Here is a 24,791-nt window from a genome sequence, read left to right as displayed (position 1 = left end):
TCACGGCGCCGGCAGCAGGTCCGCCCGGAGGCGTGCGAGCAGCCTGCTGAGCAGGCGTGAGACATGCATCTGGGAGACGCCGAGGCGCTCGCCGATCTCCGCCTGCGTCCGTTCCTCGACGAAACGCAGGTGCAGCAGGAGACGTTCACGTTCTTCCAGTCGGGTGATGCGCGGAGCCAGTGCGTGGAGGTCTTCGACGAGGTCGAAGGCCGCGTCCTCACTGCCGACGAAGTCGGCCAGGGCGGCTTCCCCGTCCTCGCCCTGCCCTATCGCCGCGTCCAGCGAGGCGGAGGTGTGACCGTTGGAGGCCAGCATCGCCTCGACGACCTCCTCCTCGGGCAGGCTCATCAGCTGGGCGAGTTCGCGGACCGTGGGGGTGCGGCCCAGCCGTCCGGTGAGTTCCTCGGTGGCGCGGGCGAGTTGCACCCGGGCCTCCTGGAGGCGGCGGGGCACGTGCACGGCCCAGGTGGTGTCGCGGAAGAACCGCTTGATCTCCCCCACGATGTAGGGGATCGCGAAGGTGGTGAACTCCACCTCGCGGGACACCTCGAACCGGTCGATGGCCTTGATGAGTCCGATGACGCCGACCTGGACGACGTCCTCCATGTCGTCCTTCGCCCGGCCGCGGAACCGACCGGCCGCGAACCGCACCAGCGAGAGGTTCATCTCGATGAGGGTGTTGCGCGCGTACTGGTACTCGGGAGTGCCTTCCTCCAGCTCGGCCAGCCGTCGCAGGAACAGCCGTGTGAGGTTCCTGGCGTCCTCCGGCGCCACCTGGGCAGGGTTGTCCAGCTCCGGAAGCGTCGTCGCACCCGTGTCTGTCGTCACCGACGTCGTCATCGTCCGCCCATCCCGTCATTCCGGCAGTCCTGTCGGCGCCTACCCCCAACTTCCCGGGACATGCCGCCTGGATCGACAGGGTGATCTACGGCATCCTCGAGCCGTCCTCTTGTGCGATTCCTTGGCGCCGCACCCCTGCCTCGCGCAGACCTGGGTATGCGGAAAGGACGGCACAGCGATCCGCGCAGAGAACGAGCCACCACCCGTACACGAGGAACCCTGCATGGAGAACTCGCTCAAGCACCAGGCGAGGGACATCCAGACGGCGGACCATCGTCTCCGCTCCGGCCTGACCCGCACCTGGCATCCCACGGTCCCCGACATCGCCGAGGCACGCCGTGCCGTGATCGACCTGCTGGAACGGCTCGACCGGCCACCGTGCGGCCGGTCGGTCCAGGACGCCTGCCTGGTCGTGAGCGAGCTCGTCACCAACGCCGTCCGGCACGCCCCCGGCCCCTGCACCCTCATGCTGGACGTCGCCCCCGACGGCCGGTCGCTGCGGATCACCGTGCGGGACACCTCGCCCCGGCTGCCCCGGCTCCGGCCCCGCGACCCCACCCGGATCGGCGGACACGGACTGCACCTGGTGCGGACCCTCAGCCTCGGGCTGGAGGCTACACCTCGGGCGACGGGGAAGGACGTCACCGCCACGGTCCCGCTGGAGGGCGCGGACCCGCGGTGAGGGGGGACACGCGGCGGTGCCCCACCGATCTCCGACGGCGCCGTCACAGACCCGCCACCAGGCGTCCCGTGTAGCCCGCCATCACGGTCCAGAAGAGTCCGGTGTAACCGCGCTCGCCGATGCCGAGGTTGATGTTCCGGCCCAGGAATGTGGCGGCGAACATGAGGGGGACGCACACCAGGGCGACGAGGTAGTCGCCGCCCGTGAGGAGTGCGGCGTCCGTCCAGACCGCGGTCTTGGTGGCGTCGCCGACGAGTGAGGCGAGGGAGAGGGCGCCGACGAGGTGGAGGCGGTCCAGGCCGAGCCCGCGGACCGCGAGCCCCTTGAGGGGGCCGGAGGTGCCGCTGAAGCCCGAGGTGGCGCCGGCGGCGAACGCGAGCACCGGGGAACTCACCCGGCGCCAGCGGGCGAGGTCCAGCGACTCGACGAGGAACGCGGCGGCGAAGCCGACGATGACGGCCACGGTCACCGTCCGCTCCGGCGCGGTCACGAGCAGTCTCGCGCCCAGATACGTGCCCGCGGCGACCAGGGCGACGACGACCAGCGCCTTCCGGTACGGGAGTGTCTTCCGGTACGCGAACACCTTGACCAGGTTGTTGCAGGCGAGCAGCAGCGCCGCGAGCGCCACCCCGGACTTGGTGCCGAGGACGAGCGCCAGGGTGGGGACGAGAATCAGGCTGCCCCCGAATCCCGCGGAGGCGGAGAGGGTGAACGCGGCGGCCACCGCCAGGAACACGACCGGTATCAGATACGGCTCCATCGGCACCCCTGCCGAGCGGGCTCAACGGTTCGTCACGTCCCGCGCGGGCGTGGCGACATGGGTGCTGCCCTTCCTCCAGGCTGCGTCCCCTCCATGCTGCGTCCGCCGCCCCGGTTCCGCACCTTCGGCCCCCGCGGCCCCACGCCCATCCCCGGCCGCGCGATTGATTCCCGGCAACCCGGGCACGCGGTGGGCTGTACCACCCCGATCCGAGGACGGTGCCGCCGATGACCGAGTACGAACGTTCCCGCACGATGCCCGCGCAGCCGGAGCAGGTGTTCGACCAGGCCGCCAACCTGGGGCAGCTGGACACGTGGCTGCCGTCGGAGCTGCATGTGCGGGCGGAGGAGCTGCCCGCCGTGACGGTGCACGAGGACCGTACCGACGAGGACACCTCCGCCCTGCTGCGTGCGCGGCCGGAGCAGATGCGGCTGGAGTGGGGCACCCGGGACCGGGGCAGCTACGCGGGCTGGCTCCAGGTCGCCGGGATCGGCAGCGGGGCCAGCGAGGTGACCGTGCACCTGTCGTTCTTCGACGACAGCCACGACCCGGGCGAGCAGGCCGTGCGCGACGCCCTGGACGGCAGTCTGCGGCGGCTGGAGGAGCAGGTGCGGCTGCGGGTCGACAACCCGGCCGGCTGACCAGGGGGCCACGTCGTCATGGCACGCGCCGCGTCGTACGCCGTCGCCGCCTCCGGTGAGTGGACGGACGAGGAGGTGGGCCGCCGCCGGCTGCCCGCCGGGGAGGTCCACGCCTGGGAGCCCGGCCGCAACGAGACGGTGTGCGGGCTGTCCCTCAGCCGGTCCCGGCTGGCCCGCTTCTCGCACGTCACCTGGCAGGACGTCTTCCCGGAGTCCGGCGGGGCGGCGGACCGGGTACAGCGGGTCTGTCCGCGCTGCGCGTCCGTCGCGGGGCGACGGGGCGGTGACGCGCGCCCGCGGTGGCGGCGGGTGAATCCACGTCCGTGAGCGGGTGGCCGGTCGGGTCGCCCTTCGGATCCGCCGCCTGCCCGGGCGTGACCGGTCAGCCGGTCTCGTGCCGGAGTACCAGGATGGCGATGTCGTCGGCGCGCTGGCCGGTGGTGCCCTCCCGGCGCAGCAGTTCGTCGATGAGGGCGTCCAGGTCCCGGTCGTCGGCCTCGGCGAAGTGGCGGCCGAGGCGGGCGATGGCCTCGTCGATGTCGGTGCCGGGGGTCTCGATGAGGCCGTCGGTGTAGAAGAGCAGCGTCAGGCCGGGGGTGAACGGGATCTCTGTCACCGGGTAGACGGTGTCGGGATCGATGCCGAGCAGGGGTCCGGGTGTGATGTCGACGGGGCCGGTGGTGCGGTCGGGCAGGCGCAGCAGCGGCGGCGGGTGGCCGGCACTGGCGAGCGTGGCGCGGCCGGCGGCGAAGTCGAGGTGGGCGTAGAGGCAGCTGGTGAACAGGTCGGGGGCGAGGTCGGTGAGGAGCCGGTTGGTCCCGGCCAGGACCCGGTCGGGGGCGGTGCCGACGGCCGCGTGGGCGTGGACGGCGGTGCGGACCTGGCCCATGAGGGCGGCGGCGGCGACGTTGTGGCCCTGGACGTCCCCGATGACGGCGGCCGCGGTGCTGTCGCCGAGGCGGATCAGGTCGTAGAAGTCGCCGCCGATGTCCATGCCGTGGGTGGTGGGGAGGTAGCGGGCGGCGACCCGCAGCCCGTCCACCGTGGGCAGGGTGCGCGGGAGCAGCGCCTGCTGGAGGCCGTGGGCGAGTTCGTGCTTGGTGTCGTAGAGCCGGGCCCGGTCGAGGGCGTGGGCGACGAGCCCGGCCAGCGAGGTCATGACGGCGCGTTCCTCGGCCGTGAACCGGTGCGGTTCGTCGTACGACAGGACCCAGCAGCCGACGGGCCGGCCGGAGATCACCAGCGGCAGGAAGGCCCAGGCGTTCTTGCCGCTGATCATCGGGGCGTTCGGGTAGGTGCGCCGCATCTCCTCCTGGTTGGTGAAGAAGGCGGGGATGCCGGTGCCGACGGCTCGCCCGGCGGGGGTGAGACGGGTGTCGAGGGGCAGGGCGTCGAGCTGCCGGACGGCCTCCGGGGTGTAGCCGCGGTAGCCGGTGATGCGCAGCCGGCCGGCGTCGGCGGCGGACAGCACCAGGCCCTGCGCGCCGAAGGCGGGCATGATCTGGTCGGCGATGAGGTCGATGACGTCCTGGACGCCGACGACCTCGGTGAGGGCGGCGGCCAGGTGCATCAGCTGGTAGAGCCGGCCGGCGCGGGTCGGGGTGACGGTACGGCCGGAGCCGCGGGGCGCGGGGACCGGCGGGGGCTGCGCGCCGCTGCGCACGATCCGGATGCTGATGCCGCTGGCGTCGGGGTAGAGGTGCAGTTCGAGCCAGGTGTCGGGCGGGCGGCAGGCGGTGAACGAGACGGGTTCGCGGCTGAGGACCGCGGCCCGGTAGCGGTCCTCGTAGGTGGGGTCGTCGAGCCAGCGCAGGGACTGCCAGGGCCGGGTGCCGAGCAGTTCGTCGGCGCTGCGGCCCAGCAGCTCGCAGGCGCCGGAGCTGAGGTAGGTGAAGCGTCCCTCCAGGTCGAGGGCGCAGCTGCCGCCGGGCAGTCGTTCGATGAAGTCGGCGGCGGCCATCGGCGGGCCGGCGGAGTCGCGGCCCACGGTGGCGGGGACGACGACGTGGGGTCCGCCGTCGCCCGCGGAGAGCCCCCGCGCGGCGCCCTCGTCCAGCAGCCGGGCCAGCCGGCGGCAGCTGGACTGGATGTACCGGCGTTCCCGTCCGGTCATGTACGCGGGCCGGTTGGCGGGCCACATCAGCAGCAGGGACCCCCAGGGGCGGACGCCGGTGACCGGGGCGGCGGCGAGGGCGAGGGGGTAGGGCAGCGCCATCGCGGTGCGCGGGTAGGAGCGGGTCATCTCCTCCTGGCTGCCCAGCCACACCAGGCGGTCGCGCCGGACCGCGTCGGCGACGGGCGCGGGTGCGGCGAGCGCGACCCGCGACCAGGGGGCGGCCAGCTCGGCCGACGCCCCGGAGAGCAGTTCCAGGGAGAGCACCTCCTCGTCGGGCTGGAGGAGATAAAGCGCGCCGATGGACGCGCCGATGTGGCGGACCGTCTCCGCGAACGCGGTAACGAGTTCGTGCTGCTTGGCCGGTTCGTCGGTGGTGCCGCCCATAGGGGGACGTTACGCCCGCGGACCGGCATCGGCACGTGTTCCGGGCGAATGACGCGCCGCGGCGCCGGGGTCCCGCTCACACCGTGGCCGCCCCGACGGCGCCGCGCTCCTCGAACTGGGTGCGGTACAGCTCGGCGTACCGGCCGTCCGCCGCGAGCAGCTCCTCGTGGGTGCCGTGCTCGACGATCCGGCCGTCCTCCAGGACGAGGATCCGGTCGGCGGCGCGGACCGTGGACAGCCGGTGGGCGATCACGAGGGCGGTGCGGTCGCGCAGCGCCTCGTTCAGCGCTTCCTGGACGGCCGCCTCGGAGGTGTTGTCGAGGTGGGCGGTGGCCTCGTCGAGGACGACGATCCGCTGGCGGGCCAGCAGCAGCCGGGCGATGGTCATCCGCTGGCGTTCGCCGCCTGAGAGGCGGTAGCCGCGTTCGCCTACGACGGTGTCCAGGCCGTCGGGCAGGGCGCGGACGAGGGTGTCGAGGCGCGCGCGGCGCAGGGCGTCCCACAGGTCGTCGTCGGTGGCGTCGGGGCGGGCGAGGAGGAGGTTGGCGCGGACCGTGTCGTGGAAGAGGTGACCGTCCTGGGTGACCATGCCGACGGTGCCGCGCAGGGAGGCGGCCGTCAGGTCGCGTACGTCGACGCCGCCGACGCGTACGGCGCCCGCGTCGACGTCGTAGAGCCGTGGCAGCAGGTTGGCGATGGTCGACTTGCCGGCGCCGGAGGAGCCGACGAGGGCGATGGTCTGACCGGGTTCGGCGCGGAAGGAGACGCCGTGCAGGACCTCGGCGCCGCCCCGGGGGTCGAGGGAGGCCACCTCCTCGAGGGAGGCGAGGGAGACCTTGTCGGCGGCCGGGTAGCCGAAGCGGACGTCGTCGAACTCGACCGCGACCGGGCCGTCGGGCACCGTCCGGGCGTCGGGCCGGTCCTGGATGAGGGGCTTCAGATCCAGCACCTCGAACACCCGCTCGAAGCTGACGAGGGCGCTCATCACCTCCACCCGGGCACCCGCGAGCGCGGTCAGCGGGGCGTAGAGCCGGGTGAGCAGGAGCGCGAGGGAGACGACGGCGCCGGGTTCCAGGGTGCCGCGCAGGGCGAGGGCGCCGCCGAGGCCGTAGACGAGTGCGAGGGCGAGGGCGGAGACCAGGGTGAGGGCGGTGATGAACGCGGACTGGGCCGTCGCGGTGCGGATGCCGATGTCGGCGACCCGGCGGGCCCGTTCGGCGAACTCGCGGGACTCCTCCTCGGGCCGGCCGAACAGCTTGACCAGGGTGGCGCCGGGCGCGGAGAACCGCTCGGTCATCCGCGTGCCCATCGCCGCGTTGAGCGTGGCGGCCTCCCGCTGCATCCGGGCCATCCGGCGGCCCATCCGGCGCGCCGGGATCACGAACACCGGCAGCAGCACCAGCGCGAGCAGGGTGACCTGCCAGGACAGGGTGAGCATCACGGCGAGGGTGAGCACGAGGGTGACGAGGTTGCTGACCACGCCGGACAGGGTGTTGCTGAACGCCCGCTGGGCGCCGATGACGTCGTTGTTGAGCCGGCTGACGAGCGCTCCGGTGCGCGTGCGGGTGAAGAACGCGACCGGCATGCGCTGCACATGGTCGAAGACGGCCGTGCGCAGGTCGAGGATCAGTCCCTCGCCGAGCGTCGCCGACAGCCGCCGGGCGAGGATGCCGAGACCGGCCTCGACGACGGCGATGACCGCGATGAGCAGGGCGAGCCGTACGACGGTGCCCCGGTCGTCGCCGGACACGATCGCGTCGACGACCCGCCCGGCGAGGAGAGGGGTGGCCACGGCGAGCAGGGCGGTGGCCACGCCGAGCAGCACGAACAGCGCGATCCGGCGGCGGTGCGGGCGGGCGAAGGCGCCGATGCGGCGCAGGGTGGCGCGGGCGAGGGGGCGGCGTTCCTCTTGGGCGTTGAGGACGCCGTGCAGCTGCGTCCAGGCCGTGGTCTCCATGCTCATGCCGTCGACCGTAGAACCTCGACCAATGTTGAGGTCAAGGTCTGCCGGTCGGGTGTCCGTAAGCCGGTGTCCCCGCGTGCGCAACCCGTGGTTGAGGCGGCCCGGCGACCCTCTGCGGGTGTGACTGCGATACGGCTCCCCCGGCGCGTCCCGCTCCGCCGCGTCCCGCTCCGCACGGTCCTGTGCCTGCTCCCGCTCGCCCTGGTCGCCGTGGCCGCGGTGCGCCACCGGGACGTGCTCGCCGAGGGGTTCGGGCATCTGGCGACGGCCCGCCCGCCCTGGCTGCTGGCCGCCGCGGGCTCGACCTGTCTGACCTGGGTGGCGGCGGCCGTCACGCGGCAGGGCGCGGTCGTCGAACGGCTGCCCGCGCGCCGGCTGCTCGCCACCCAGTTCGCGGCGGGCGCGGCGAACCATCTGCTGCCCAGCGGGCTGGGCGCGAGCGCGGTCAACCTCCGGTTCATGACGGTGTGCGGGCTGCCGCTCGCCCGCTCCTCCGCCGCGCTGGCGCTCTACCTCCTCGCGGAGAGCGTCGGCCGGGTGGGCCTGCTGGCCGCCTTGCTGATCGCCTTCCCGGGCGCGCTGCGACTCGGCCCCCTCCTGCCCGCGGGGGCCGTCGGCCCGCTGCTGCTCGTGATCGGCGCGGCGGCCGTCGGGGCGGCGGTCGCCCTGCTGTGCGTCCAGCGGCTGCGAACGGCCGTGGTCTCCTTCCTGCGCACCGCGCTGGGCGAGGCCCGCTCGGTCCACAGCCGCCCGACGCGTGCGCTGGCCCTGTGGGGTGGCGCACTGGCCTTTCCCGCGCTGCAGGCGACCGTGCTGGTGGCGGTGGGACGGGCGCTGGGCCTCGGCGTACCGCCGTGGCACATGGCCGTCGCGTACCTGGCGGCGACCGTCGCCGTGGCACTGATCCCGACACCGGGCGGAGTCGGATCGGTGGAGGCCGCACTGATCGTCGCCCTGGTGGCGGCGGGCGGCCCGCCCGCGGTGGCCACGGCGGTGGTACTGGCCTTCCGCCTCCTCACGGTCTGGCTGCCACTGCTGCCGGGGGCGGTGACGCTGGGGGCGCTGGTGCGGTTGAAGGTGATCTGAGGAGGACGGGCCGCCTTCTGTTCGGCCGACCGGCGCCCCGGCGACGGCGGCTGGAATCCGGCCACGAGAGCCGGGACTCCGCCGGTGGCCGACCGGCGCGTCGGCTGCCGCAGGGGTCAGACGCCTGCCGTCTCCTCGCGCGGAGTCGCGCGGGATCCGGCGACCGCCACGACGGCCGGTCGCCGGGAGCGGCGGGTGGTCTCGAGGTAGTCGGCGATGGCGTCGCGGCTGCGGGCCAGGCACTGGATCCGCTGGGTGATCCGCTCGAGTTCATGCTCCAGCGTGGCGATCGTCTCCGGTGTGGGGTCGGGTATGTGGATCGCCGGGGTCTCGCTGTTCAGACAGGGCAGCAGCTGCTTGATGACCCGGGTCGGCAGTCCGGCGTCGAGCAGGCCCCGGATCTGCAGCACCCGGTCCACGTAGCCCTCGTGGTAGTCGCGGTAGCCGTTCGGCGAGCGGCTGGGGACGATCAGCCCCTGTTCCTCGTAGTAGCGCAACAGCCTGCGAGGGGTTCCGGTACGGTCCGCCAGCTCCCCGATGCGCATATGACCCACCTCACAACTCGGCGCCTTGACCTTCACATCAATGTGAGCCTTTGAGGATACAGGCATGTCAACGCCCATGACCTCAACTCACCTGCCGGAGGAGCGAGTTCCGGCAGCGGAGGACCGCAAGCTCCCTCTTTCCCCTCTGCTCGCACTCGCCACCGCGGCCTTCATGATGGTCCTGACCGAGGCGCTCCCCGCGGGTGTGCTGCCCGAGATGGCCCGTGACCTCTCGGTCAGTGAGTCCGCCGCGGGGCAGACCCTGACCGTCTACGCGATCGCCACCGGTGTGGCCGCCGTTCCGCTGGCCGCCGCCACCGCGACCTGGCAGCGCAAGCGGCTGATGGTGGTGTCCGTGCTGACGTTCGTCATCGCCAACCTGGTGACCGCCGTCTCCTCCGACTACGCCCTCACCATGACGTTCCGGCTGATCGCAGGTGTCGCCGCGGCCGCCGTGTGGGGCGAGCTCGTCATCTACGCCCGCCGGCTGGCGCCGCCTCACCTCGCGGGCCGGGCGATCGCGATCGCCATGTTCGGTATTCCGCTCGCCCTGTCCCTGGGCATCCCGGCGGGCACCCTCCTCGGTTCGCTGTTCGGCTGGCGGCTGACGTTCGGTCTGATCGCCCTGGTCTCGCTGCTGCTGGTGGTGTGGATCCTCGCGTCGGTCCCGGACCACCCCGGCCGAAAGCCCGGTCACCGGGAGCCGATCCTGCGGGCCTTCCGCCTCCCCGGCGTCGCCGCGATCCTGTTCGTGGTGGCCGCGTACGTCCTGGCCCACAACACCTTCTACACGTACATCGCCACCTTCCTCGACGAGTACGACATGGGCGGCGACCGCGACACCGTGCTGCTGGTGTTCGGCATCGCCTCCATGGTCAGCATCTTCGTCACCGGCGCCCTGATCGACCGCGAGCTGCGCCGGCTCACCATCGCCAGCGCCGTGCTGTTCCTCGTGGCCTCCGTCCTGCTGGTCCTGCTCGCCGGCAGCCCGTTCGCGGTCTACGGCGCCATGGTCCTGTGGGGCCTCGGCTGGGGCGGCCTCTCCACCCTGCTTCAGACGGCCGTCACCGACGCCGGCGGCGACCGCGGCCAAGCCCTGCTGGTGACGATCTGGAACAGCTTCATGGCCGTCGGCGGCGTGGCCGGCGGAGTCCTCCTCGACGCCCTCGGCCCCACGTCCTTCCCGTGGAGCGTCATGATCCTCCTGGTCCCGGTCGTGCTCGTCGTCGTGGCCGCCCGCGCCCACGCCTTCCCGGCGAAGCGCGGCTCCTGACCACACGGCCCCCTGGACGCGGGGGTGTCAGACGACCGTCACCCTCACCGGGCCGCCCTTCGGGTCGGCCCGGTGGGTCCAGTGGGCCGTCAGCGTCAGGGACCGCCCGGCGGCGGCGCCGCGCACCCGCTCCCGGTGCAGGACGCGGCCGTCCTGGGTGACCTCGAGGAGCGGGCGGGTGAGGCGTGCCGCCGTGCGCAGGGTGTACGGCAGGGCGTCGGCCGGAGTGACGCGGCTGGGGGTGATCCAGCGCAGTGGAGGGTCCACGGTGAGCGACACCCCGGCGGGCCAGGCGGCTGCGGCGAGCGCTTCCCCCACCGGGTCGGCCAGGTACGCCCCCTCCCGGGCCGCCGTGGCCGCCCGTTCCACCGCGTGCAGCACATTGCCCGCGGCGAACACGCCGGGGCGGGAGGTGCGCAGGGCGCCGTCGACGGCGGGTCCGCGGGTGCGGGGGTCGAGGGTGAGGGCGCCGCGCCGGGCGAGTTCGTGGTCGGGCACGAAGTCGCCGGTGAACACGACGGTGTCGCAGGGCAGGACCGCCGTACGGCCGTCGTGGTGGCGGACGCGGACGCCGGTGAGGCGGCCGTGGCCGAGGAGTTCGGTGACGGTGGTACCGGTGAGGAGGGGGACGCCCCGGCGCAGGCGGCTGTCGAGGGCCCGCGCGGGTGTGGTGCGGTGGCCGGGCAGGTCGGTGACCAGGGCGACGACCTCGGCGCCGGCGCGGCGCACGGTGTCGGCGGCGGCGTAGGAGACGTCCTCCGCGCCGACGATCACCGCGCGGGTGCCGATCGGCTGCCCGTGGAGGTGTACGGCCTGCTGGAGTTCGCCGGTGGTGTAGACGCCGGCCGGGCGGGTGCCGGGCACGAGGCGGGCCGCGCGGGGGCGTTCGCGGGCGCCGGTGGCCAGGACGACGGCCCGCGCGCGGATCGTCTCCGGCCCCCGCGGGCCGACCGTGGCCAGGTCCAGCGGGCCCGCCCAGTCGAGGGCGGTGACGCCGGTGCGCAGGACCGCTCCCGCGCGGACGGCGGTCTCCACCAGGTCGCGGGCGTAGCGCGGGCCGGTCAGCGGGCGGCGCCAGGTGCCGAAGCCGCCGTGCGCGCAGGTCCGGGGCACTCCCCCGGCCGTCGGCTCCCGCTCCAGCACCTCCACGCGGCCCACGCCGCGCGCGGCCAGCGTGGCGGCGGCCGTGAGCCCGGCGGGTCCGGCGCCGACGACGAGCACGTCGACCTCTCGTACGGCCACGTCGACCTGTCGTACGGCCGTCATGGGCGGGCCTCCTCGAACAGCGCGCGTACGGCGGCCCCGCAATGGAAGCCCTGGCAGCGGCCGGCCCGCGCGCGGGTGCGGCGGCGCAGTCCGTCGAGGGAGCGCGGCGGGATCGTACCGGCGAGGGCGTCCTGGATCTCGCCGAGGGAGACGCGTTCGCAGTGGCAGACGAGGGTGCCGTAGCGGGCGTCGGCGGCGATGAGGTCGGGCCGCTGGTAGGGGCGGGGGAAGGCCTCGCCGAGGTTGGGCATGCGCACCGGTTCCAGCTCGCGGGCGGGGCCCGGGTCGAGCCCGGTCTCGGTGAGCAGGCCGAGGACGTGTTCGGCGAGGGCGAGGGAGGCGGTCAGTCCGGTGGAGCGGATGCCGCCGACGGTGACGTACCCCTGCCCGGGGTGGGCGCGGACCTGGTAGTCGTCGTGCTCGGTGGCGGCGCGCAGCCCGGCGTAGACGGCGGTGACCTCCTCGTCGAGCAGGGCGGGCAGGATCCGGCGGCCCTGCGCGCGCAGGGCGTGGAGCCCGTCGGCGGTGGAGCCGGTGGCGTGTTTGTCGTCCAGGTCCTCGGCGGTGGGGCCGAGCAGGACGTTGCCGTGGACGGTGGGGGCGACCAGGACCCCCTTGCCGAGCGCGGTGGGCACGGGCAGCAGGATGTGCCGGACGAGGGGGCGGGCGAACTTGTCGTAGACGAGGAGCTGGCCGCGGCGCGGGGTGACGGTGAAGTCGTCGTGGCCGAGCAGGCGGTCGAGGGTGTCGGCGTGCAGCCCGGCGGCGTTGACGAGGCGGTGGGCGCGCAGGGTGCCCCGGTTGGTGCCCAGCTCGTGGCGGCCGTCCCGTCGGCTCACCTGCTCGACCCGGCAGTTCAGGTGCAGGTGGACGCCGTGGCGGACGGCCTGGGTGGCGTAGGCGAGAGGGGTCGTCCAGGGGCAGATGACGCTCTCGCCGGGGATGTGCAGGGCGCCGAGCGCGCCGGGGCCGAGGTGCGGCTCGCGCGCGTAGAGTTCGGCGGCGTCGAGGAGCCGGGTGTCGTGGCAGTCGTTGCGGGCGGCCTTCTCGGCGAGCCGGGGCAGGGCGGCGAGCTGGTCCTCGTCCCAGGCGACGAGCAGGGCGCCGACGCGTTCGACGGGGATGCCGGACTCGGCGGCGTAGTCGGCGAGCAGCCGGGCGCCCTCGCGGACCAGCCGGGCCTCCAGGGAGCCGGGCACGGCGTCGAAGCCGGTGTGCAGGATGGCGGTGTTGGCCTTGGAGGTGCCCTGCCCGACGTCGTCCTGCGCCTCCACCAGCGCGACCCGGAGCCGGGGGTGGCGGGCGAGCGCGCGGGCGATCGCCGCGCCGACCACCCCGGCGCCGATCACGGCCACGTCGTACGGCTCACCGGGCAGCGGTCCTTCGAAGGTGACCGTCACGCCGGCTCCTCCCGCAGCAGCGTGGCGACCGCCGCGCGGAAGCCGGCCCGGCGCTCCGCGGCCTCCTCCGGTGAGACACGCGGCTCGTAGACGGCGGACGGCTTCCAGTCCGGCAGGGCGTCCGCGAGGCCGAGCCCCGGGGTGGCGCCGAGCCGGGCCAGGGCGCCCGCGCCGAGGGCGGTGGCGTCGGGCAGGGCGGAGACTTCGACGGGGCGTTGCAGGAGGTCGGCCTGGGTCTGCATGAGGAGGGCGGAGCGGGTGAGGCCGCCGTCGACGCGCAGGGTGTCGAGCGGGGTGCCGAGGTCGTCGGCGGCGGCGTCGGCGAGTTCGGCGACCTGGGCGGCCAGGCCTTCGCACAGGGCGCGCACCAGGTGGCCGGGGCCGGTGTCGAGGCCGAGTCCGGTGAGCGAGCCGCGCAGGTCGCCGCGCCACCAGGGGGCGGCGAGTCCGGCGAGGGCGGGGACGAAGGTGACACCGCCGCTGTCGGGCACGGCGGCGCCGACGGTGTCGAGGTCGGTGGCGCCCTGGATGACGCCGAGGTCGGTGAGCCAGCGGACGGCGGAGGCGGCGGTGTAGACCTGGCCGTCGAGGCAGTAGCTGGTGTGTCCGGCGAGCCGCCAGGCGACACAGCTGACCAGTCCGGAGGTGCCGCGGCGCGGCCGGTCGCCGGTGTGGGCGAGGAGGAAGGCGCCGGTGCCGTAGGTGCACTTGGCGCCGCCGGGGGCGGTGACGCGCTGGGCGAGCAGGGCGGCCTGCTGGTCGACGACGAGGCCGGTGAGGGGGATCTCCGGGCCGCCGAAGGCGGTGGTCGTGCCGAAGTGGCCGGCGGTGTCGACGACGTCCGGGAGCCGTTCACCGGAGAGCTTGTACAGCTCCAGCGCCCGCGGGGACCACTCCGCGCGGTCCAGGTCGAGGAGCTGGGTGCGGCCGGCGGTGGCGGCGTCGGTCACGTAGGTGCCGGTGAGCCGGTGGACCAGCCATGCGTCGCTGGTGGTGACCACACCCTCGGTGGTCAGGTTTCGTCGTATCCAGGCCATCTTCGGTGCCGCGAAGTACGGATCCAGCGGCAGACCGGTCAGTTCCCGTAACTCATCGGCGTGGTCGGCGAGTTCCGCGCAGACGGTCTCGGCGCGGCGGTCCTGCCAGACGAGGGCGTCGGTCAGCGGCCGGCCGGTGGCCGGGTCCCAGGCCAGGACCGTCTCGCCCTGGTTGGCCAGGCCGAGGGCGGTCACCGGCTCCCCGGCCTCGGCGAGCGCCTGGCGTCCGGCGTCGACCACCGAGTCGTACAGCTCGGCGGGGTCGACCTCGACCAGCCCGCCGGACAGGAAACGGGGGCGCACGGCGGTGAATCCGGTGCCGAGGACCCCGCGTTCGGGGCAGATCACCAGGGCCTTGGTGCCGGAGGTGCCCTGGTCGACGGTGAGTACCGGTCCTGTCATCGCGCCTCCCGGGCCGTGGTGATCACGGTTCGACAGCCTGCCGTCGCCGACCACGCGGCGTCAAGCGCCGCTGACCCGCTGTCAACTGCCCCACGGCACAGCGGCGTTTTCCCGGATGGCGAAACAGACGTCTCATTCGGATCAGGCGCCTCTATAGTGACGGCCGACCGAACACGATCTCCTCAACCGCCGCTCGGGGGAGGGCTGTTGTCACACCACCTCGCCGTCCTGACCCGCCCGTTGACCGGGGCGGGAGGGTGATGGCCAAAGACGGAGCACGCCCCGCCTACGATCCCGCCGGACCCGACACCGCGCTGCGCGCCGCCCTCCAGGAGGTACGCGCCGGGCGCTGGATGTCGATGCGCACCCTCCTCGCCGAGACCGCCTCATGGTGGCAGTGGACGCAGCGCACCCAGGTGCTCGCCGCCGCCGCGGCCGGCACCGACGTGGTGCGGGCCTGGCTCGCCGAGGAGCCGCACAGCGGGCCGGCCGCCCTGATGCACGCCCGGGTGGCCGTCGAGCGCGCCCTGCGCGCGCACCGAGAACGCCACGAGAGAACCCGGGAGCTGTGGCACGAGGCCTGGCTCGCGAGCGACGCGCTCACCCGCGCCGCGCCCCACGACCCGGTCCCCTGGGTGTGCCTGCTGGCGCTGGCCCGGCTCGACGAGGACCAGCGCTGGACGGAGCACCGGGTGGCGCCCCCGGAGCCGATGCTGCCGCCGGGGCCCTGGGGCCTGCTCGCCGAGGCCGACAAGCGCGACCCGTACAACCGCGAGGCCCACCACCGCATGCTCCAGTTCCTCTACGGCCGCTCGGCGTCCGGGCGGCTGGCGGAGGCGGCCGGTTTCGCGCACTGGGCGGCCGACGCGGCACCGCCGGGCTCACCGCTGCATCTGCTGCCGCTGTACGTCCGGGTGGAGCGCTACCGGCGCGGCGGCGGGCGTGAGGCGGCGCTCGATCTGCACTGGGTCGCCGAGGACGCCTGCCGTGAGGCCCGGCGGGCGTACCACGGCTGGTTCGAGCACAGCACGCCCGAGGAGCGCGGCCCGCTCGACCTCAACCATCTCGCCCACGCCCTGTGGGGCTCGCTCCAGTTCGCCGAGGCGGACCGGGTGTTCGACGCGCTCGGCCCGTACTGGACACCGCTGCCCTGGTCGCACCGCACGGCCACGCCGGGCGACCACGCCCAGGCCGTGGAGGTGTTCCTGCTGGCCCGCGCCCGCAGCAGGTCGGGGGCGCGCCGCCGTCCCTGACACGTCCCCGTTCGTCTCCCAGGAGGTTCCGCATGCCCCGCACCCCCCACGGCGCCCCGCAGCAGGACGAGGAGCAACGCCTGCGCGAGCTGGGCTACCGGCCGGTGCTCGCCCGCCGGATGGGCGGCTTCGGCAACTTCGCGATCAGCTTCTCGGTGATCTCGATCCTGTCCGGCTGCATGACCCTGTACGGCTTCGGCATGGGCGCGGGCGGTCCCGCGGTGATGCTGTGGGGCTGGGCGGGCGTCGGCCTGTTCGTGCTGTGCGTGGGGCTCGCGCTGGCGGAGGTCACCAGCGCGTACCCCACCTCCGGCGCGCTGTACTACATGGCCGACCGGCTCGGCGGCCGGCGCTGGGGCTGGTACACGGGCTGGCTGAATCTGCTCGGCCTGCTCGGCGCGATCGCCGGTATCGACTACGGCGCCGCCCTGTTCACCGGGGCGTTCCTGAACCTCCGGTTCGGGTTCGAGCCGACGCCCGAGAAGACGATGCTCATCTTCATGGCGATCCTGCTGCTGCACGCCGTGCTGAACCTGTTCGGGGTGCGGCTGGTCAGCGTGCTCAACTCGATCAGCGTGTGGTGGCACCTCGCCGGTGTCGCGCTCATCGTCGGCGCGCTGGCGATCGTCCCCGAGCACCACCAGTCGCCGTCGTTCGTCTTCACCGAGTTCGTCAACGACACCGGCTGGGACAACCCGCTCTACGTCGCGGCGATCGGCCTGCTGCTCGCCCAGTACACGTTCTCCGGCTACGACGCCTCCGCGCACCTGTCCGAGGAGACGGCGGGCGCCTCGGTGGCGGCGGCACGCGGCATCGTGCGGGCCATCTGGGTGTCGTGGATCGCCGGTTTCGTGCTGCTCGCCGGGCTGACCTTCGCCATCCAGGACTACGACGCGACGCGCGCCAGCGAGACCGGGGTGCCGCCCGCGCAGATCCTGCTCGACGGGCTCGGCACGGACGGCGCGAGCGCGCTGCTGCTGGTGGTGATCGTGGCCCAGCTGTTCTGCGGCAACGCCGAGGTCGCCGCGGCGAGCCGGATGGTGTTCGCGTTCAGCCGGGACCGGGCGCTGCCCGGCTCGCAGCTGTGGCGCAAGGTCAGTGCCCGCACCCAGACCCCGGTCGCCGCCGTCTGGCTGTCGGTGGCGGTGGCCTGTGTCCTGGCCCTGCCGTCCCTGTACTCGGCGACGGCGTACGGCGCGGTCACCGCCATCAACGTCATCGGCATCACCCCCGCGTACGCCATCCCCGTCCTCCTGCGGCTGCGCGCCGGGAACCGCTTCACGCCGGGCCCCTGGAACCTGGGCCGGTGGAGCAGGCCGATCGGCTGGATCGCGGTGGTGTGGGTGGCCTGTGTGACGGTGCTGTTCTGTCTGCCGCAGTCCTCGCCGGTGACGGTCGACACGATGAACTACGCGTCCGTCGCGCTCGCCGTCGTCCTCGTCCTCGCCACGGTGTGGTGGTTCGTCGCCCGCCGCTCCTACGGCACCCCCACGACCGCCGCGTACGGCACCGACCACGAACAGGCGGAACTGGCCGAGGGCATCGTCTGAGCGGCCCCCGCCCCCGGGCCGATGGGCCACCCGACGGGCGTTCTGGCCCCCGCCCACGGAGCCGATGGCCACCCGGCGGACGCTCCGAGCCACGCCCGCCCAAGGACCGGCGGCCCACCGGGCCGAGTGCCTGCACCCCGCCCGCAGGGGCCGGCGACCACCCGGCCGGGCGTCTGTCGCCCCGCCCACCCGCGGGTCCGGAGGTCACCCGGCGGGCGGGTGACTCCCGCCCAGGGGGCCGGTGGCCTCCCTGCGAGCGTTCTGAGCCGTGCCCGCCCGCAGGTTGGCAGCCACCGAGGCCAAGTGCCTGAGCACCCGCCCGCGCACAGGCCGGCGGCCACGGGGCCGAGTGCCTGAGACCCTCGCCCGCGCACAGGCCGGCGGCCACCCGACCGCGCGTCTGCGCCCCGCCCGCCCGCAGGTCCGAAGGTCACCCGGCAGGCGACCCAGCCCCGCCCACGGGGCAGGCGGCCACCCGGCCGGCGACTGAGCCCCGTCCGCGGGTCCGAAGGCCACCCTGCGGGCGACTGAGCCCCGCCGCGCGCGGGACCGGCAGCCCCCGACCGGTGACACGGCGACAACTCCCGGCCACCCCCGCGGCGGCCGGGCCCCGCCGACCCGGCCGACGCCGCGTCCGTCGGAGCACACCTGCCCCAGCTCACCCCCGCGCCCGGCCCCAGCCGCCCCAGCGCACCCCGTGGCGGCGGAAACCCCGTCAGTTCCCGCCCGGGGACGGGCGGGGAGGCGGCTGAACCGCGGCGTACCGGGTGCGAACGCGCGTGCCGGATACGGCAGGATGAGCGCTCGCACATCCCGGAATTCGAGCAGGTGACAACGTGACGAGACTTCACATCCGGCCGTCGGCGGCCCCGTTTGCCGCGGATCGTCCCTCCGGAGGTGACCGATGACCCGCGCGCTGACCCTGGACGACTTCGTGCTCGCCGGTATCGCGCTGGCGGCGGGGCTGCTGGCGGCGTTCGCGCTGCGGCTGATGCTGCGCTGGCTGGGCAGGCAGGCCGACCGCACCCGCTGGGGCGGGGACGACGTCATCGTGGACGCGCTGCGCACGGTGGTGCCGTGGGCTGCGGTCGTCGGCGGCGCGGCGGCCGCGGCGGCGGTGCTGCCGCTGACCCGGACCGTGCAGCACCACACCAACCAGACCCTGACCGTTCTGCTGATCTTCGTGGTGACGCTGGCGGCGGCCCGGGTCGTGGCCGGCCTGGTCCGGTCGGTGGCCCAGTCCCGCTCCGGCGTCGCCGCGTCGGCCACGATCTTCGTCAACATCACCCGCGTGATGGTGCTGGCGATCGGCTTCCTGGTGGTGCTCCAGACCCTGGGCATCTCCATAGCCCCGCTGCTCACCGCGCTCGGCGTGGGCGGTCTGGCCGTCGCGCTGGCTCTTCAGGACACCCTCGCCAACCTCTTCGCGGGCATCCACATCCTCGCCTCGAAGACCGTGCAGCCGGGCGACTACATCCGGCTGAGCAGCGGCGAGGAGGGCTACGTCACCGACATCAACTGGCGGCAGACCACCATCCGCAACCTCTCCAACAACCTGGTCATCATCCCCAACGGCCAGCTCGCGGGGACGAACATGACCAACTACAACCGGCCCGAGCAGGAGCTGACCATCATGGTCCAGGCCGGGGTCGGTTACGACAGCGACCTGGAGCACGTGGAGCGGGTGACCTGCGAGGTGGTCACCGAGGTGATGACCGACGTCACCGGCGCCGTCCCGGACCACGAGCCCGCCGTCCGCTTCCACACCTTCGGCGACTCGCGGATCGGTTTCACGGTGATCCTCGGCGTCGGCGAGTTCAGCGACCAGTACCGGATCAAGCACGAGTTCATCAAGCGCCTGCACCGCCGCTACCGCGCGGAGGGCATCAGCATCCCGGCCCCGGCCCGCACCGTGACCCTGCGGCAGAACCAGGTGGCCATCCCGCAGCAGCGCGACGGCGCGCAGGAGGCGGGCGGGGTGTCCGCCGCCCGCCTCGACTGAACCGCCGCCGGGCCGCGCGGCTACGGGGTGATCACATGCAGGGCCAGCGGGGCCTGGTACTCGCCGGTGAGGGCGAACAGCCGGGTGCCGTCCGGGGACCAGACCAGCCCGTGGCCCCGCAGTGAGACACCGCTGCCCGGGTTCACGTCGATGACCTGGGAGGGGGTGCCGGCGCCGGGCGCGAAGAGCAGGACGTCCTCGCCGTAGGACCGGTCGACGCCCGCGGCGACGGTGCCGTCGGGCGCCACCGCGGCGGCGTTCGGGTACGCGCCGGTCGGATAGGTGTGCTCCACCGACAGGTCGGCGAGGCGCAGGGCCACGTGGTGGTACGGCGCCCCGCTCACCGCGAGGAGCGTGCGGCCGTCGGGCGACAGGGCCAGGTCGCGGACGTCGTAGATCCCGCCCGGGTTGTCCTGCGTGGTCCGCACCACCGGTGCCCCGGAGGTCACGTCGTAGACGGTGACGGTACCCGCGCTCGAGTACTGCTCGGCGGCGATCACCAGGCCGGGCGCCGTGGGCGAGGACAGCAGCATCGGCGGGCCCGCCCAGGTGCCCCACGGCAGGTGGGCCAGGCGTACCACCGGACGGCGGCCCAGGGTGAGCGAGCCGAGGTTGCTCTCCCACTGCTCGCCGTAGCTGAACCAGAGGGTGCCGTCCACCAGCGCGAGCCGGACCGGGCCGGTGGGGGCTCCGGTGCCGGTGGCGTAGCGGGCCTTCGTCCGGTACGTGGCGGTGTCGAGGGCGACGATGGCGTCGCCGAGGCTGAGCGCCACGTACAGGGTGCGGGCGTCCGGGGACAGCACCAGGTCGGCGGCGCCGGGCAGGCCGGGGAGCGTGCGCACGATCCGGCCGTCGAAGTCGGTGACGACGACCGATCCGCTGACGCGGTCGGCGATGTAGAGCCGGTGGTGCACCGGGTCCACGGCCGTGTCGGTGTGGTACTCGATCGGCAGAGTGGTCGCCGGGGTCGTCGTGGTGGCCGGGGCCGCCGTGGCGCCGGGGGCGGCGCCGAGCAGGGCCAGCAGGGTCAGGAGTAAGGCACCGAGCACGGCTCTGAGCCGGGTGCGTCGCATGTGTCCGTCCTTCGGGTACGGGCGCCCCCCACGGGCGCGATCGGCTGGGACCGGGCAGAGCGACATCTGCCCCCTGCGGTCATGTCCATGCGATCGGATCCGTACCCCTGTCGATCCGCACACGATCACGAGATATCTTGATGTCGAGCAATGTTGCAGACGTGGAGCGGAGCACCCGGTGACTGACTCGACCATCATCTATACGCACACTGACGAGGCCCCGGCCCTGGCGACGTATTCCTTCCTGCCGGTGGTCAAGGCGTACGCCTCGCAGGCGGGTGTCGCCGTGGAGACGCGGGACATCTCGCTGGCCGGCCGCATCATCGCCGTGTTCCCGGAGTACCTGACCGAGGACCAGCGCATCCCGGACGCCCTCGCCGAGCTGGGTGAGCTGGCCAAGACGCCCGCGGCCAACATCATCAAGCTGCCGAACATCTCGGCGTCCATCCCGCAGCTCAAGGCCGCCGTCGCCGAGCTCCAGGGCCAGGGCTACGCGCTGCCGGACTACCCGGACGACCCGAAGACCGACGAGGAGCGGGAGATCAAGGCCCGCTACGACAAGGTCAAGGGCTCCGCCGTGAACCCGGTCCTGCGCGAGGGCAACTCCGACCGCCGTGCCCCGGCCTCGGTGAAGAACTACGCCAAGACCCACCCGCACCGCATGGGCGCCTGGACCTCCGAGTCCAAGACCGACGTGGCGACCATGGGCCAGAACGACTTCCGCTCCACCGAGAAGTCGGTCGTCATCGCCGAGGACGGCACGCTGCGGATCGAGCTGGTCGCCGAGGACGGCACCACCACCGTGCTGCGCGAGTCCGTACCGGTCGTCGCCGGTGAGGTCGTCGACGCCTCCGTGATGCGCGTCGCCCACCTGCGCGAGTTCCTGGCCTCCCAGGTCGCCCGCGCCAAGGCCGAGGGCGTGCTGTTCTCCGTGCACCTGAAGGCCACGATGATGAAGGTCTCCGACCCGATCATCTTCGGCCACGTGGTCCGCGCCTTCTTCCCGAAGACCTTCGAGCGCTACGGCGCGACGCTGGCCGCCGCGGGCCTCTCCCCGAACGACGGCCTCGGCGGCATCTTCAAGGGCCTGGAGTCCCTGCCCGAGGGCGCCGAGATCAAGGCCTCCTTCGACGCCGAGCTGGCCGAGGGCCCGGCCCTGGCGATGGTCGACTCCGACAAGGGCATCACCAACCTGCACGTGCCGTCGGACGTCATCGTCGACGCCTCCATGCCGGCCATGATCCGCACCTCCGGCCACATGTGGGGCCCGGACGGCCAGGAGGCCGACACCATCGCGGTCATCCCGGACTCCTCGTACGCGGGCGTCTACAAGACCGTCATCGAGGACTGCAAGGCCAACGGCGCCTACGACCCGGCCACCATGGGCTCGGTGCCGAACGTCGGCCTGATGGCGCAGAAGGCCGAGGAGTACGGCTCCCACGACAAGACCTTCGAGATCCCGGCCGCGGGCACCGTCCGCCTGGTCGACCAGGGCGGCGACGTCCTGATCGAGCAGCCGGTCTCCCAGGGCGACATCTTCCGCGCCTGCCAGACCAAGGACGCGGCGATCCGCGACTGGGTCAAGCTCGCCGTCACCCGCGCCCGCGCCACCGGCGACCCGGCCGTGTTCTGGCTGGACGAGACCCGCGCCCACGACGCCAACCTGATCGCCAAGGTCAAGCAGTACCTGCCGGAGCACGACACCGAGGGCCTGGACATCAAGATCCTGTCCCCGGTGGAGGCGACCAAGCTGTCGGTGGAGCGCATCCGCCGCGGCGAGAACACGATCTCCGTCACCGGCAACGTCCTGCGTGACTACCTGACCGACCTCTTCCCGATCCTGGAGCTGGGCACCAGCGCCAAGATGCTGTCGGTCGTCCCGCTGATGGCGGGCGGCGGCCTGTTCGAGACGGGCGCCGGCGGCTCCGCGCCGAAGCACGTCCAGCAGCTGGTCAAGGAGAACTACCTGCGCTGGGACTCCCTGGGCGAGTTCTTCGCCCTGGTCCCGTCGCTGGAGCAGTACGCGACGGCCACCGGCAACACCAAGGCCAAGGTCCTCGCCGACACCCTCGACCGCGCCACGGCGACCTTCCTCAACGAGGACAAGTCCCCGACCCGTCGCGTCGGCGGCATCGACAACCGCGGCAGCCACTTCTACCTGTCCCTGTACTGGGCGCAGGAGCTGGCCAGGCAGACCGACGACGCGGACCTGGCGAAGGCCTTCGCCCCGCTCGCCGAGACGCTCGCCGCGAACGAGCAGAAGATCGTCGACGAGCTGATCGCCGTCCAGGGCAAGCCGGTCGAGATCGGCGGCTACTACCAGCCGGACCCGGCCAAGGCCGCCGCGGTCATGCGCCCCTCCGCCACCTGGAACGAGGCCCTGGCCTCCCTGAGCTGACGCTCGCCCCGCAAGGGGTTCTCCGCGACCGCCCCGGTCGGCACCCTGCCCGACCGGGGCGGACCCGTCTCACCCGTCCCCGCGTCCACGTCCCCGAGTCCACGCCCCGCGTCCCGAGCCTTCCGGAGCCGCCCGTGTCCCGTCCGTCCTTCGACCTGCTGCCCGGTGACGACGACTCGCCGGTGATCCTCCATGTGCCGCACTCCTCGCGGGAGATACCGGCGGACGTACGGGCCGGCATCGCGCTGGACGACGGGGCGCTGGAGCGGGAGCTGGACCACATCGTCGACGCCCACACCGAGCGGATCGCCGCCGAGGCGGCCGGGCTCGCGCAGCTCACGCCCTGGAGGTTCGTGAACCGGCTGTCGCGGCTGGTCGTGGATCCGGAGCGGTTTCCGGACGAGCGGGAGGAGATGCTCGCCGTGGGCATGGGGGCGGTGTACACCCGGACCACGCACCGCGAGGTCCTGCGCCCCGCGGACACCGACCCCGAGCCGTTGATCGAACGGTACTTCCGGCCGTACGCGCGGGCCATGACGGACGCCGTGGCCGCGCGGCTGGCCGCGACCGGGCGGGCGGTGATCATCGACGTGCACTCGTACCCGAGCGAGCCGCTGCCGTACGAGCTGCACGGGGACGGCCCGCGTCCGCCCGTGTGCCTGGGCACCGACGCCTCGCACACGCCGCCGGAGCTGCTCGCCGCCGCCCGCGCCGCCTTCGGCGGGGAGGGAGTGGGGCTCGACAGCCCGTTCAGCGGGACGTATGTGCCGCTGGAGTTCTACGGGACGGACCCGCGGGTGTCCGCGCTGATGGTGGAGATCCGCCGGGACACCTACATGACCGAGCCGGGCGGTCCGGCCGGGCCGGGGCTGGAGCGCCTGGCGGGCGCGCTCGCCGCGCTGGTCGACGCCGTGGCGCGCTGAGGCCCCGGGCCACGGCCGGTCAGGCCCGCAGCCACTCCGTCACGACCACCTCCCCGCCGGTCCGCAGGCGCAGCGCGAACGGGCCGGTGGGCGGCAGGTCGCTGGTGAAGCGGCCCATGGCGTCGGCGGTGAGGGTGTCCGGGACGGCGGGGTGCGGGCCGCCGAGGACCTCGATCCGGGCGGGCTGCGGCGGCAGCACCTGCCCGATCAGCCCGTGGGCGGTCACCTCGACGTCCACGCTCAGCTCGCCGGTGCGGAAGGTCAGCATCCGCGGTACGTCGGTCGCGCCGCGCACCGGGATGGCGTCCACCAGGGAGTCGAAGGTCAGCTCAGCGAGGCGGGCGTCGAGGTCGTGCAGGGCGTACGCGTCCACGGCCAGCCGTCGCAGCTCCGGCGGGACCGGGTCGAGGATGGTCGCGGCCTGCCGCAGCTCCTCCTCCAGCAGTCCGGCACCGAACTCGGCGTCGTCCAGGGCGGTTTCCTCGTCGAGACCGCGGTCGAGGCCGCGGTCCGCGCCGCTGCCGAAGTGGTCGAAGTCCTCGCCGGCGCCGTCCGCGCCGTTGGTCATGTCGTTCACGATGCTCCCCGTGCGTCGAGTCGGGCGCGGAGCCGGCGCAGACAGCGCTGGCGCAGCGGCCCGATGCTGCCGACGGCGATGCCCAGAGCGGCGGACACCTCCTGATAGCTGGGCGGCGGCGAGGCCATCAGCACCCGCAGCAGCTGCCGGCACCGCTCCCCCAGCGCCTCGAACTCCTGCCACAGCCGCCGGACCCGCTCGCTCTGCGCGGCGGCCTCCTCGGAGTCGAGCAGGGACTGCTCCGGTGTGCGGTCCTCGCTGACCCGGTCCAGGAGTTGCGGGTCGTCGGTCGGCGTCAGCCGCTGCCAGCCGCGGATCACCTTCAGCGACTCGTTGCGCGCGGTGGTCGCCAGCCAGGATCCGGCCTTGTGCGGTTCGCGGATCCGCCCGAGGTGCTGGGCGAAGCGGAACCAGACCGTCTGGTAGACCTCGTGCGCGTCGGCGTCGGAGAGCCGGTGGGCGCGCACCACGGACCAGACCAGTGGGCTCAGCCCTTCCACCAGCGCCTTCCACGCCGCCGCGTCGCCGTCGACGGCGGACTGGACGAGCGCGCCGACATCTGCACGGTCCACGGCCCCACCCCTCGTGTACGGCACGTCATCGTACGCCGTGGCGGGGAC

21 protein-coding genes are annotated in these 24,791 nt (G+C 73.6%); 10 read left to right on the top strand and 11 right to left on the bottom strand.

All coding sequences use genetic code 11. The annotated features are described in order from the left end of the window. Positions 1-840 carry a SigB/SigF/SigG family RNA polymerase sigma factor gene (locus ACIG0D_RS10845; protein ID WP_399798391.1) on the bottom strand — a complete coding sequence of 280 codons (840 nt, stop codon included), beginning with the start codon at positions 838-840 and terminating at the stop codon, positions 1-3. A 223-nt stretch (positions 841-1,063) separates the two neighbouring features. On the opposite strand from ACIG0D_RS10845, the gene ACIG0D_RS10840 reads away from it, so the two are divergent. Next, the gene (locus ACIG0D_RS10840; protein WP_399798389.1) at positions 1,064-1,522 is read left to right on the top strand and encodes an ATP-binding protein; all 459 of its coding nucleotides are present in this window, start codon (positions 1,064-1,066) and stop codon (positions 1,520-1,522) included. Positions 1,523-1,565: 43 nt separating this feature from the next. Here ACIG0D_RS10840 and ACIG0D_RS10835 read toward each other — a convergent pair whose 3' ends face one another. Next, positions 1,566-2,282, bottom strand: coding sequence for a TSUP family transporter (locus tag ACIG0D_RS10835; RefSeq protein WP_399798387.1), 717 nt, complete (start codon positions 2,280-2,282; stop codon positions 1,566-1,568). Positions 2,283-2,509: 227 nt separating this feature from the next. Here ACIG0D_RS10835 and ACIG0D_RS10830 point away from each other — a divergent pair, with 227 nt between their 5' ends. After that, positions 2,510-2,923 carry an SRPBCC family protein gene (locus ACIG0D_RS10830; protein WP_399798385.1) on the top strand — a complete coding sequence of 138 codons (414 nt, stop codon included), beginning with the start codon at positions 2,510-2,512 and terminating at the stop codon, positions 2,921-2,923. An 18-nt stretch (positions 2,924-2,941) separates the two neighbouring features. Beyond that, positions 2,942-3,250: a hypothetical protein gene (locus tag ACIG0D_RS10825; RefSeq protein ID WP_365765801.1), complete on the top strand. Its 309-nt coding sequence runs from the start codon at positions 2,942-2,944 to the stop codon at positions 3,248-3,250. Between the two features lie 55 nt (positions 3,251-3,305). Here the strand turns inward: ACIG0D_RS10825 and ACIG0D_RS10820 are convergent, their stop codons facing one another. Both ACIG0D_RS10820 and ACIG0D_RS10815 read right to left on the bottom strand, forming a co-directional pair. After that, positions 3,306-5,423, bottom strand: a complete 2,118-nt coding sequence (locus tag ACIG0D_RS10820; protein ID WP_399798382.1) for a SpoIIE family protein phosphatase — start codon at positions 5,421-5,423, stop codon at positions 3,306-3,308. Between the two features lie 76 nt (positions 5,424-5,499). Further along, the gene (locus tag ACIG0D_RS10815) at positions 5,500-7,386 is read right to left on the bottom strand and encodes an ABC transporter ATP-binding protein (RefSeq protein ID WP_399798380.1); all 1,887 of its coding nucleotides are present in this window, start codon (positions 7,384-7,386) and stop codon (positions 5,500-5,502) included. 120 nt (positions 7,387-7,506) lie between these two features. Between ACIG0D_RS10815 and ACIG0D_RS10810 the strand changes: the two genes are divergently transcribed. After that, entirely contained in the window at positions 7,507-8,472 is a 966-nt protein-coding gene (locus ACIG0D_RS10810; RefSeq protein WP_399798378.1) for a YbhN family protein, read from the top strand. Positions 8,473-8,588: 116 nt separating this feature from the next. On the opposite strand, the gene ACIG0D_RS10805 is transcribed toward ACIG0D_RS10810, so the two are convergent. Beyond that, positions 8,589-9,017, bottom strand: coding sequence for a MerR family transcriptional regulator (locus ACIG0D_RS10805; RefSeq protein WP_399798375.1), 429 nt, complete (start codon positions 9,015-9,017; stop codon positions 8,589-8,591). A 76-nt stretch (positions 9,018-9,093) separates the two neighbouring features. On the opposite strand from ACIG0D_RS10805, the gene ACIG0D_RS10800 reads away from it, so the two are divergent. Next, positions 9,094-10,290 (top strand): MFS transporter, encoded by a 1,197-nt coding sequence (locus tag ACIG0D_RS10800; RefSeq protein WP_399798373.1) that lies wholly within the window; start codon positions 9,094-9,096, stop codon positions 10,288-10,290. Between the two features lie 27 nt (positions 10,291-10,317). On the opposite strand, the gene ACIG0D_RS10795 is transcribed toward ACIG0D_RS10800, so the two are convergent. The 3 genes from ACIG0D_RS10795 to ACIG0D_RS10785 are packed head-to-tail and all read right to left on the bottom strand — an operon-like array spanning position 10,318 to position 14,395. Further along, positions 10,318-11,556: an NAD(P)/FAD-dependent oxidoreductase gene (locus ACIG0D_RS10795; RefSeq protein ID WP_399798370.1), complete on the bottom strand. Its 1,239-nt coding sequence runs from the start codon at positions 11,554-11,556 to the stop codon at positions 10,318-10,320. Next, complete coding sequence (locus ACIG0D_RS10790) at positions 11,553-12,956, bottom strand: FAD-dependent oxidoreductase (RefSeq protein ID WP_399798367.1); 1,404 nt, start codon at positions 12,954-12,956, stop codon at positions 11,553-11,555. The genes ACIG0D_RS10795 and ACIG0D_RS10790 overlap by 4 nt, the downstream gene beginning before the upstream one ends. Beyond that, positions 12,953-14,395: an FGGY family carbohydrate kinase gene (locus ACIG0D_RS10785; protein ID WP_399798364.1), complete on the bottom strand. Its 1,443-nt coding sequence runs from the start codon at positions 14,393-14,395 to the stop codon at positions 12,953-12,955. Before ACIG0D_RS10785 ends, ACIG0D_RS10790 begins: the two co-directional genes overlap by 4 nt. Before the next feature lie 260 nt (positions 14,396-14,655). On the opposite strand from ACIG0D_RS10785, the gene ACIG0D_RS10780 reads away from it, so the two are divergent. From ACIG0D_RS10780 to ACIG0D_RS10770, 3 genes are all read left to right on the top strand, one after another. Beyond that, entirely contained in the window at positions 14,656-15,648 is a 993-nt protein-coding gene (locus tag ACIG0D_RS10780) for a hypothetical protein (RefSeq protein ID WP_365766023.1), read from the top strand. A gap of 32 nt (positions 15,649-15,680) precedes the next feature. Continuing rightward, the gene (locus tag ACIG0D_RS10775) at positions 15,681-17,198 is read left to right on the top strand and encodes an amino acid permease (RefSeq protein ID WP_399798361.1); all 1,518 of its coding nucleotides are present in this window, start codon (positions 15,681-15,683) and stop codon (positions 17,196-17,198) included. A gap of 904 nt (positions 17,199-18,102) precedes the next feature. Then, a complete protein-coding gene (locus ACIG0D_RS10770; RefSeq protein ID WP_399798359.1) occupies positions 18,103-19,200 on the top strand; it encodes a mechanosensitive ion channel family protein in 1,098 nt (365 codons plus the stop codon). A gap of 20 nt (positions 19,201-19,220) precedes the next feature. On the opposite strand, the gene ACIG0D_RS10765 is transcribed toward ACIG0D_RS10770, so the two are convergent. Next, on the bottom strand, positions 19,221-20,273 hold the full coding sequence (locus tag ACIG0D_RS10765; protein WP_399798357.1) for a hypothetical protein: 1,053 nt from the start codon (positions 20,271-20,273) through the stop codon (positions 19,221-19,223). Between the two features lie 178 nt (positions 20,274-20,451). On the opposite strand from ACIG0D_RS10765, the gene ACIG0D_RS10760 reads away from it, so the two are divergent. Continuing rightward, entirely contained in the window at positions 20,452-22,671 is a 2,220-nt protein-coding gene (locus ACIG0D_RS10760; protein ID WP_399798354.1) for an NADP-dependent isocitrate dehydrogenase, read from the top strand. Between the two features lie 134 nt (positions 22,672-22,805). After that, entirely contained in the window at positions 22,806-23,594 is a 789-nt protein-coding gene (locus tag ACIG0D_RS10755) for an N-formylglutamate amidohydrolase (protein WP_399798351.1), read from the top strand. 19 nt (positions 23,595-23,613) lie between these two features. On the opposite strand, the gene ACIG0D_RS10750 is transcribed toward ACIG0D_RS10755, so the two are convergent. Both ACIG0D_RS10750 and ACIG0D_RS10745 read right to left on the bottom strand, forming a co-directional pair. Next, entirely contained in the window at positions 23,614-24,162 is a 549-nt protein-coding gene (locus ACIG0D_RS10750) for a hypothetical protein (protein WP_399799250.1), read from the bottom strand. 5 nt (positions 24,163-24,167) lie between these two features. After that, on the bottom strand, positions 24,168-24,743 hold the full coding sequence (locus ACIG0D_RS10745; RefSeq protein ID WP_166003630.1) for an RNA polymerase sigma factor: 576 nt from the start codon (positions 24,741-24,743) through the stop codon (positions 24,168-24,170). Positions 24,744-24,791 lie beyond the last annotated feature (48 nt).

It is taken from the genome of Streptomyces sp. NPDC052773, from assembly GCF_044547145.1.
Classification (GTDB): Bacteria; Actinomycetota; Actinomycetes; order Streptomycetales; family Streptomycetaceae; genus Streptomyces.
Note: the sequence above shows the minus strand (reverse complement) of the source record. Positions and strands in the feature narration are given on the sequence as shown.

What these genes read in the sequence shown, in the direction of transcription:
- ACIG0D_RS10845 (WP_399798391.1), bottom strand. Translation starts at nt 840, where the DNA reads ATGACGACGTCGGTGACGACAGACACGGGTGCGACGACGCTTCCGGAG.
- ACIG0D_RS10840 (WP_399798389.1), top strand. Translation starts at nt 1,064, where the DNA reads ATGGAGAACTCGCTCAAGCACCAGGCGAGGGACATCCAGACGGCGGAC.
- ACIG0D_RS10835 (WP_399798387.1), bottom strand. Translation starts at nt 2,282, where the DNA reads ATGGAGCCGTATCTGATACCGGTCGTGTTCCTGGCGGTGGCCGCCGCG.
- ACIG0D_RS10830 (WP_399798385.1), top strand. Translation starts at nt 2,510, where the DNA reads ATGACCGAGTACGAACGTTCCCGCACGATGCCCGCGCAGCCGGAGCAG.
- ACIG0D_RS10825 (WP_365765801.1), top strand. Translation starts at nt 2,942, where the DNA reads ATGGCACGCGCCGCGTCGTACGCCGTCGCCGCCTCCGGTGAGTGGACG.
- ACIG0D_RS10820 (WP_399798382.1), bottom strand. Translation starts at nt 5,423, where the DNA reads ATGGGCGGCACCACCGACGAACCGGCCAAGCAGCACGAACTCGTTACC.
- ACIG0D_RS10815 (WP_399798380.1), bottom strand. Translation starts at nt 7,386, where the DNA reads ATGAGCATGGAGACCACGGCCTGGACGCAGCTGCACGGCGTCCTCAAC.
- ACIG0D_RS10805 (WP_399798375.1), bottom strand. Translation starts at nt 9,017, where the DNA reads ATGCGCATCGGGGAGCTGGCGGACCGTACCGGAACCCCTCGCAGGCTG.
- ACIG0D_RS10800 (WP_399798373.1), top strand. Translation starts at nt 9,094, where the DNA reads ATGACCTCAACTCACCTGCCGGAGGAGCGAGTTCCGGCAGCGGAGGAC.
- ACIG0D_RS10795 (WP_399798370.1), bottom strand. Translation starts at nt 11,556, where the DNA reads ATGACGGCCGTACGACAGGTCGACGTGGCCGTACGAGAGGTCGACGTG.
- ACIG0D_RS10785 (WP_399798364.1), bottom strand. Translation starts at nt 14,395, where the DNA reads ATGACAGGACCGGTACTCACCGTCGACCAGGGCACCTCCGGCACCAAG.
- ACIG0D_RS10780 (WP_365766023.1), top strand. Translation starts at nt 14,656, where the DNA reads ATGGCCAAAGACGGAGCACGCCCCGCCTACGATCCCGCCGGACCCGAC.
- ACIG0D_RS10775 (WP_399798361.1), top strand. Translation starts at nt 15,681, where the DNA reads ATGCCCCGCACCCCCCACGGCGCCCCGCAGCAGGACGAGGAGCAACGC.
- ACIG0D_RS10770 (WP_399798359.1), top strand. Translation starts at nt 18,103, where the DNA reads ATGACCCGCGCGCTGACCCTGGACGACTTCGTGCTCGCCGGTATCGCG.
- ACIG0D_RS10765 (WP_399798357.1), bottom strand. Translation starts at nt 20,273, where the DNA reads ATGCGACGCACCCGGCTCAGAGCCGTGCTCGGTGCCTTACTCCTGACC.
- ACIG0D_RS10750 (WP_399799250.1), bottom strand. Translation starts at nt 24,162, where the DNA reads ATGACCAACGGCGCGGACGGCGCCGGCGAGGACTTCGACCACTTCGGC.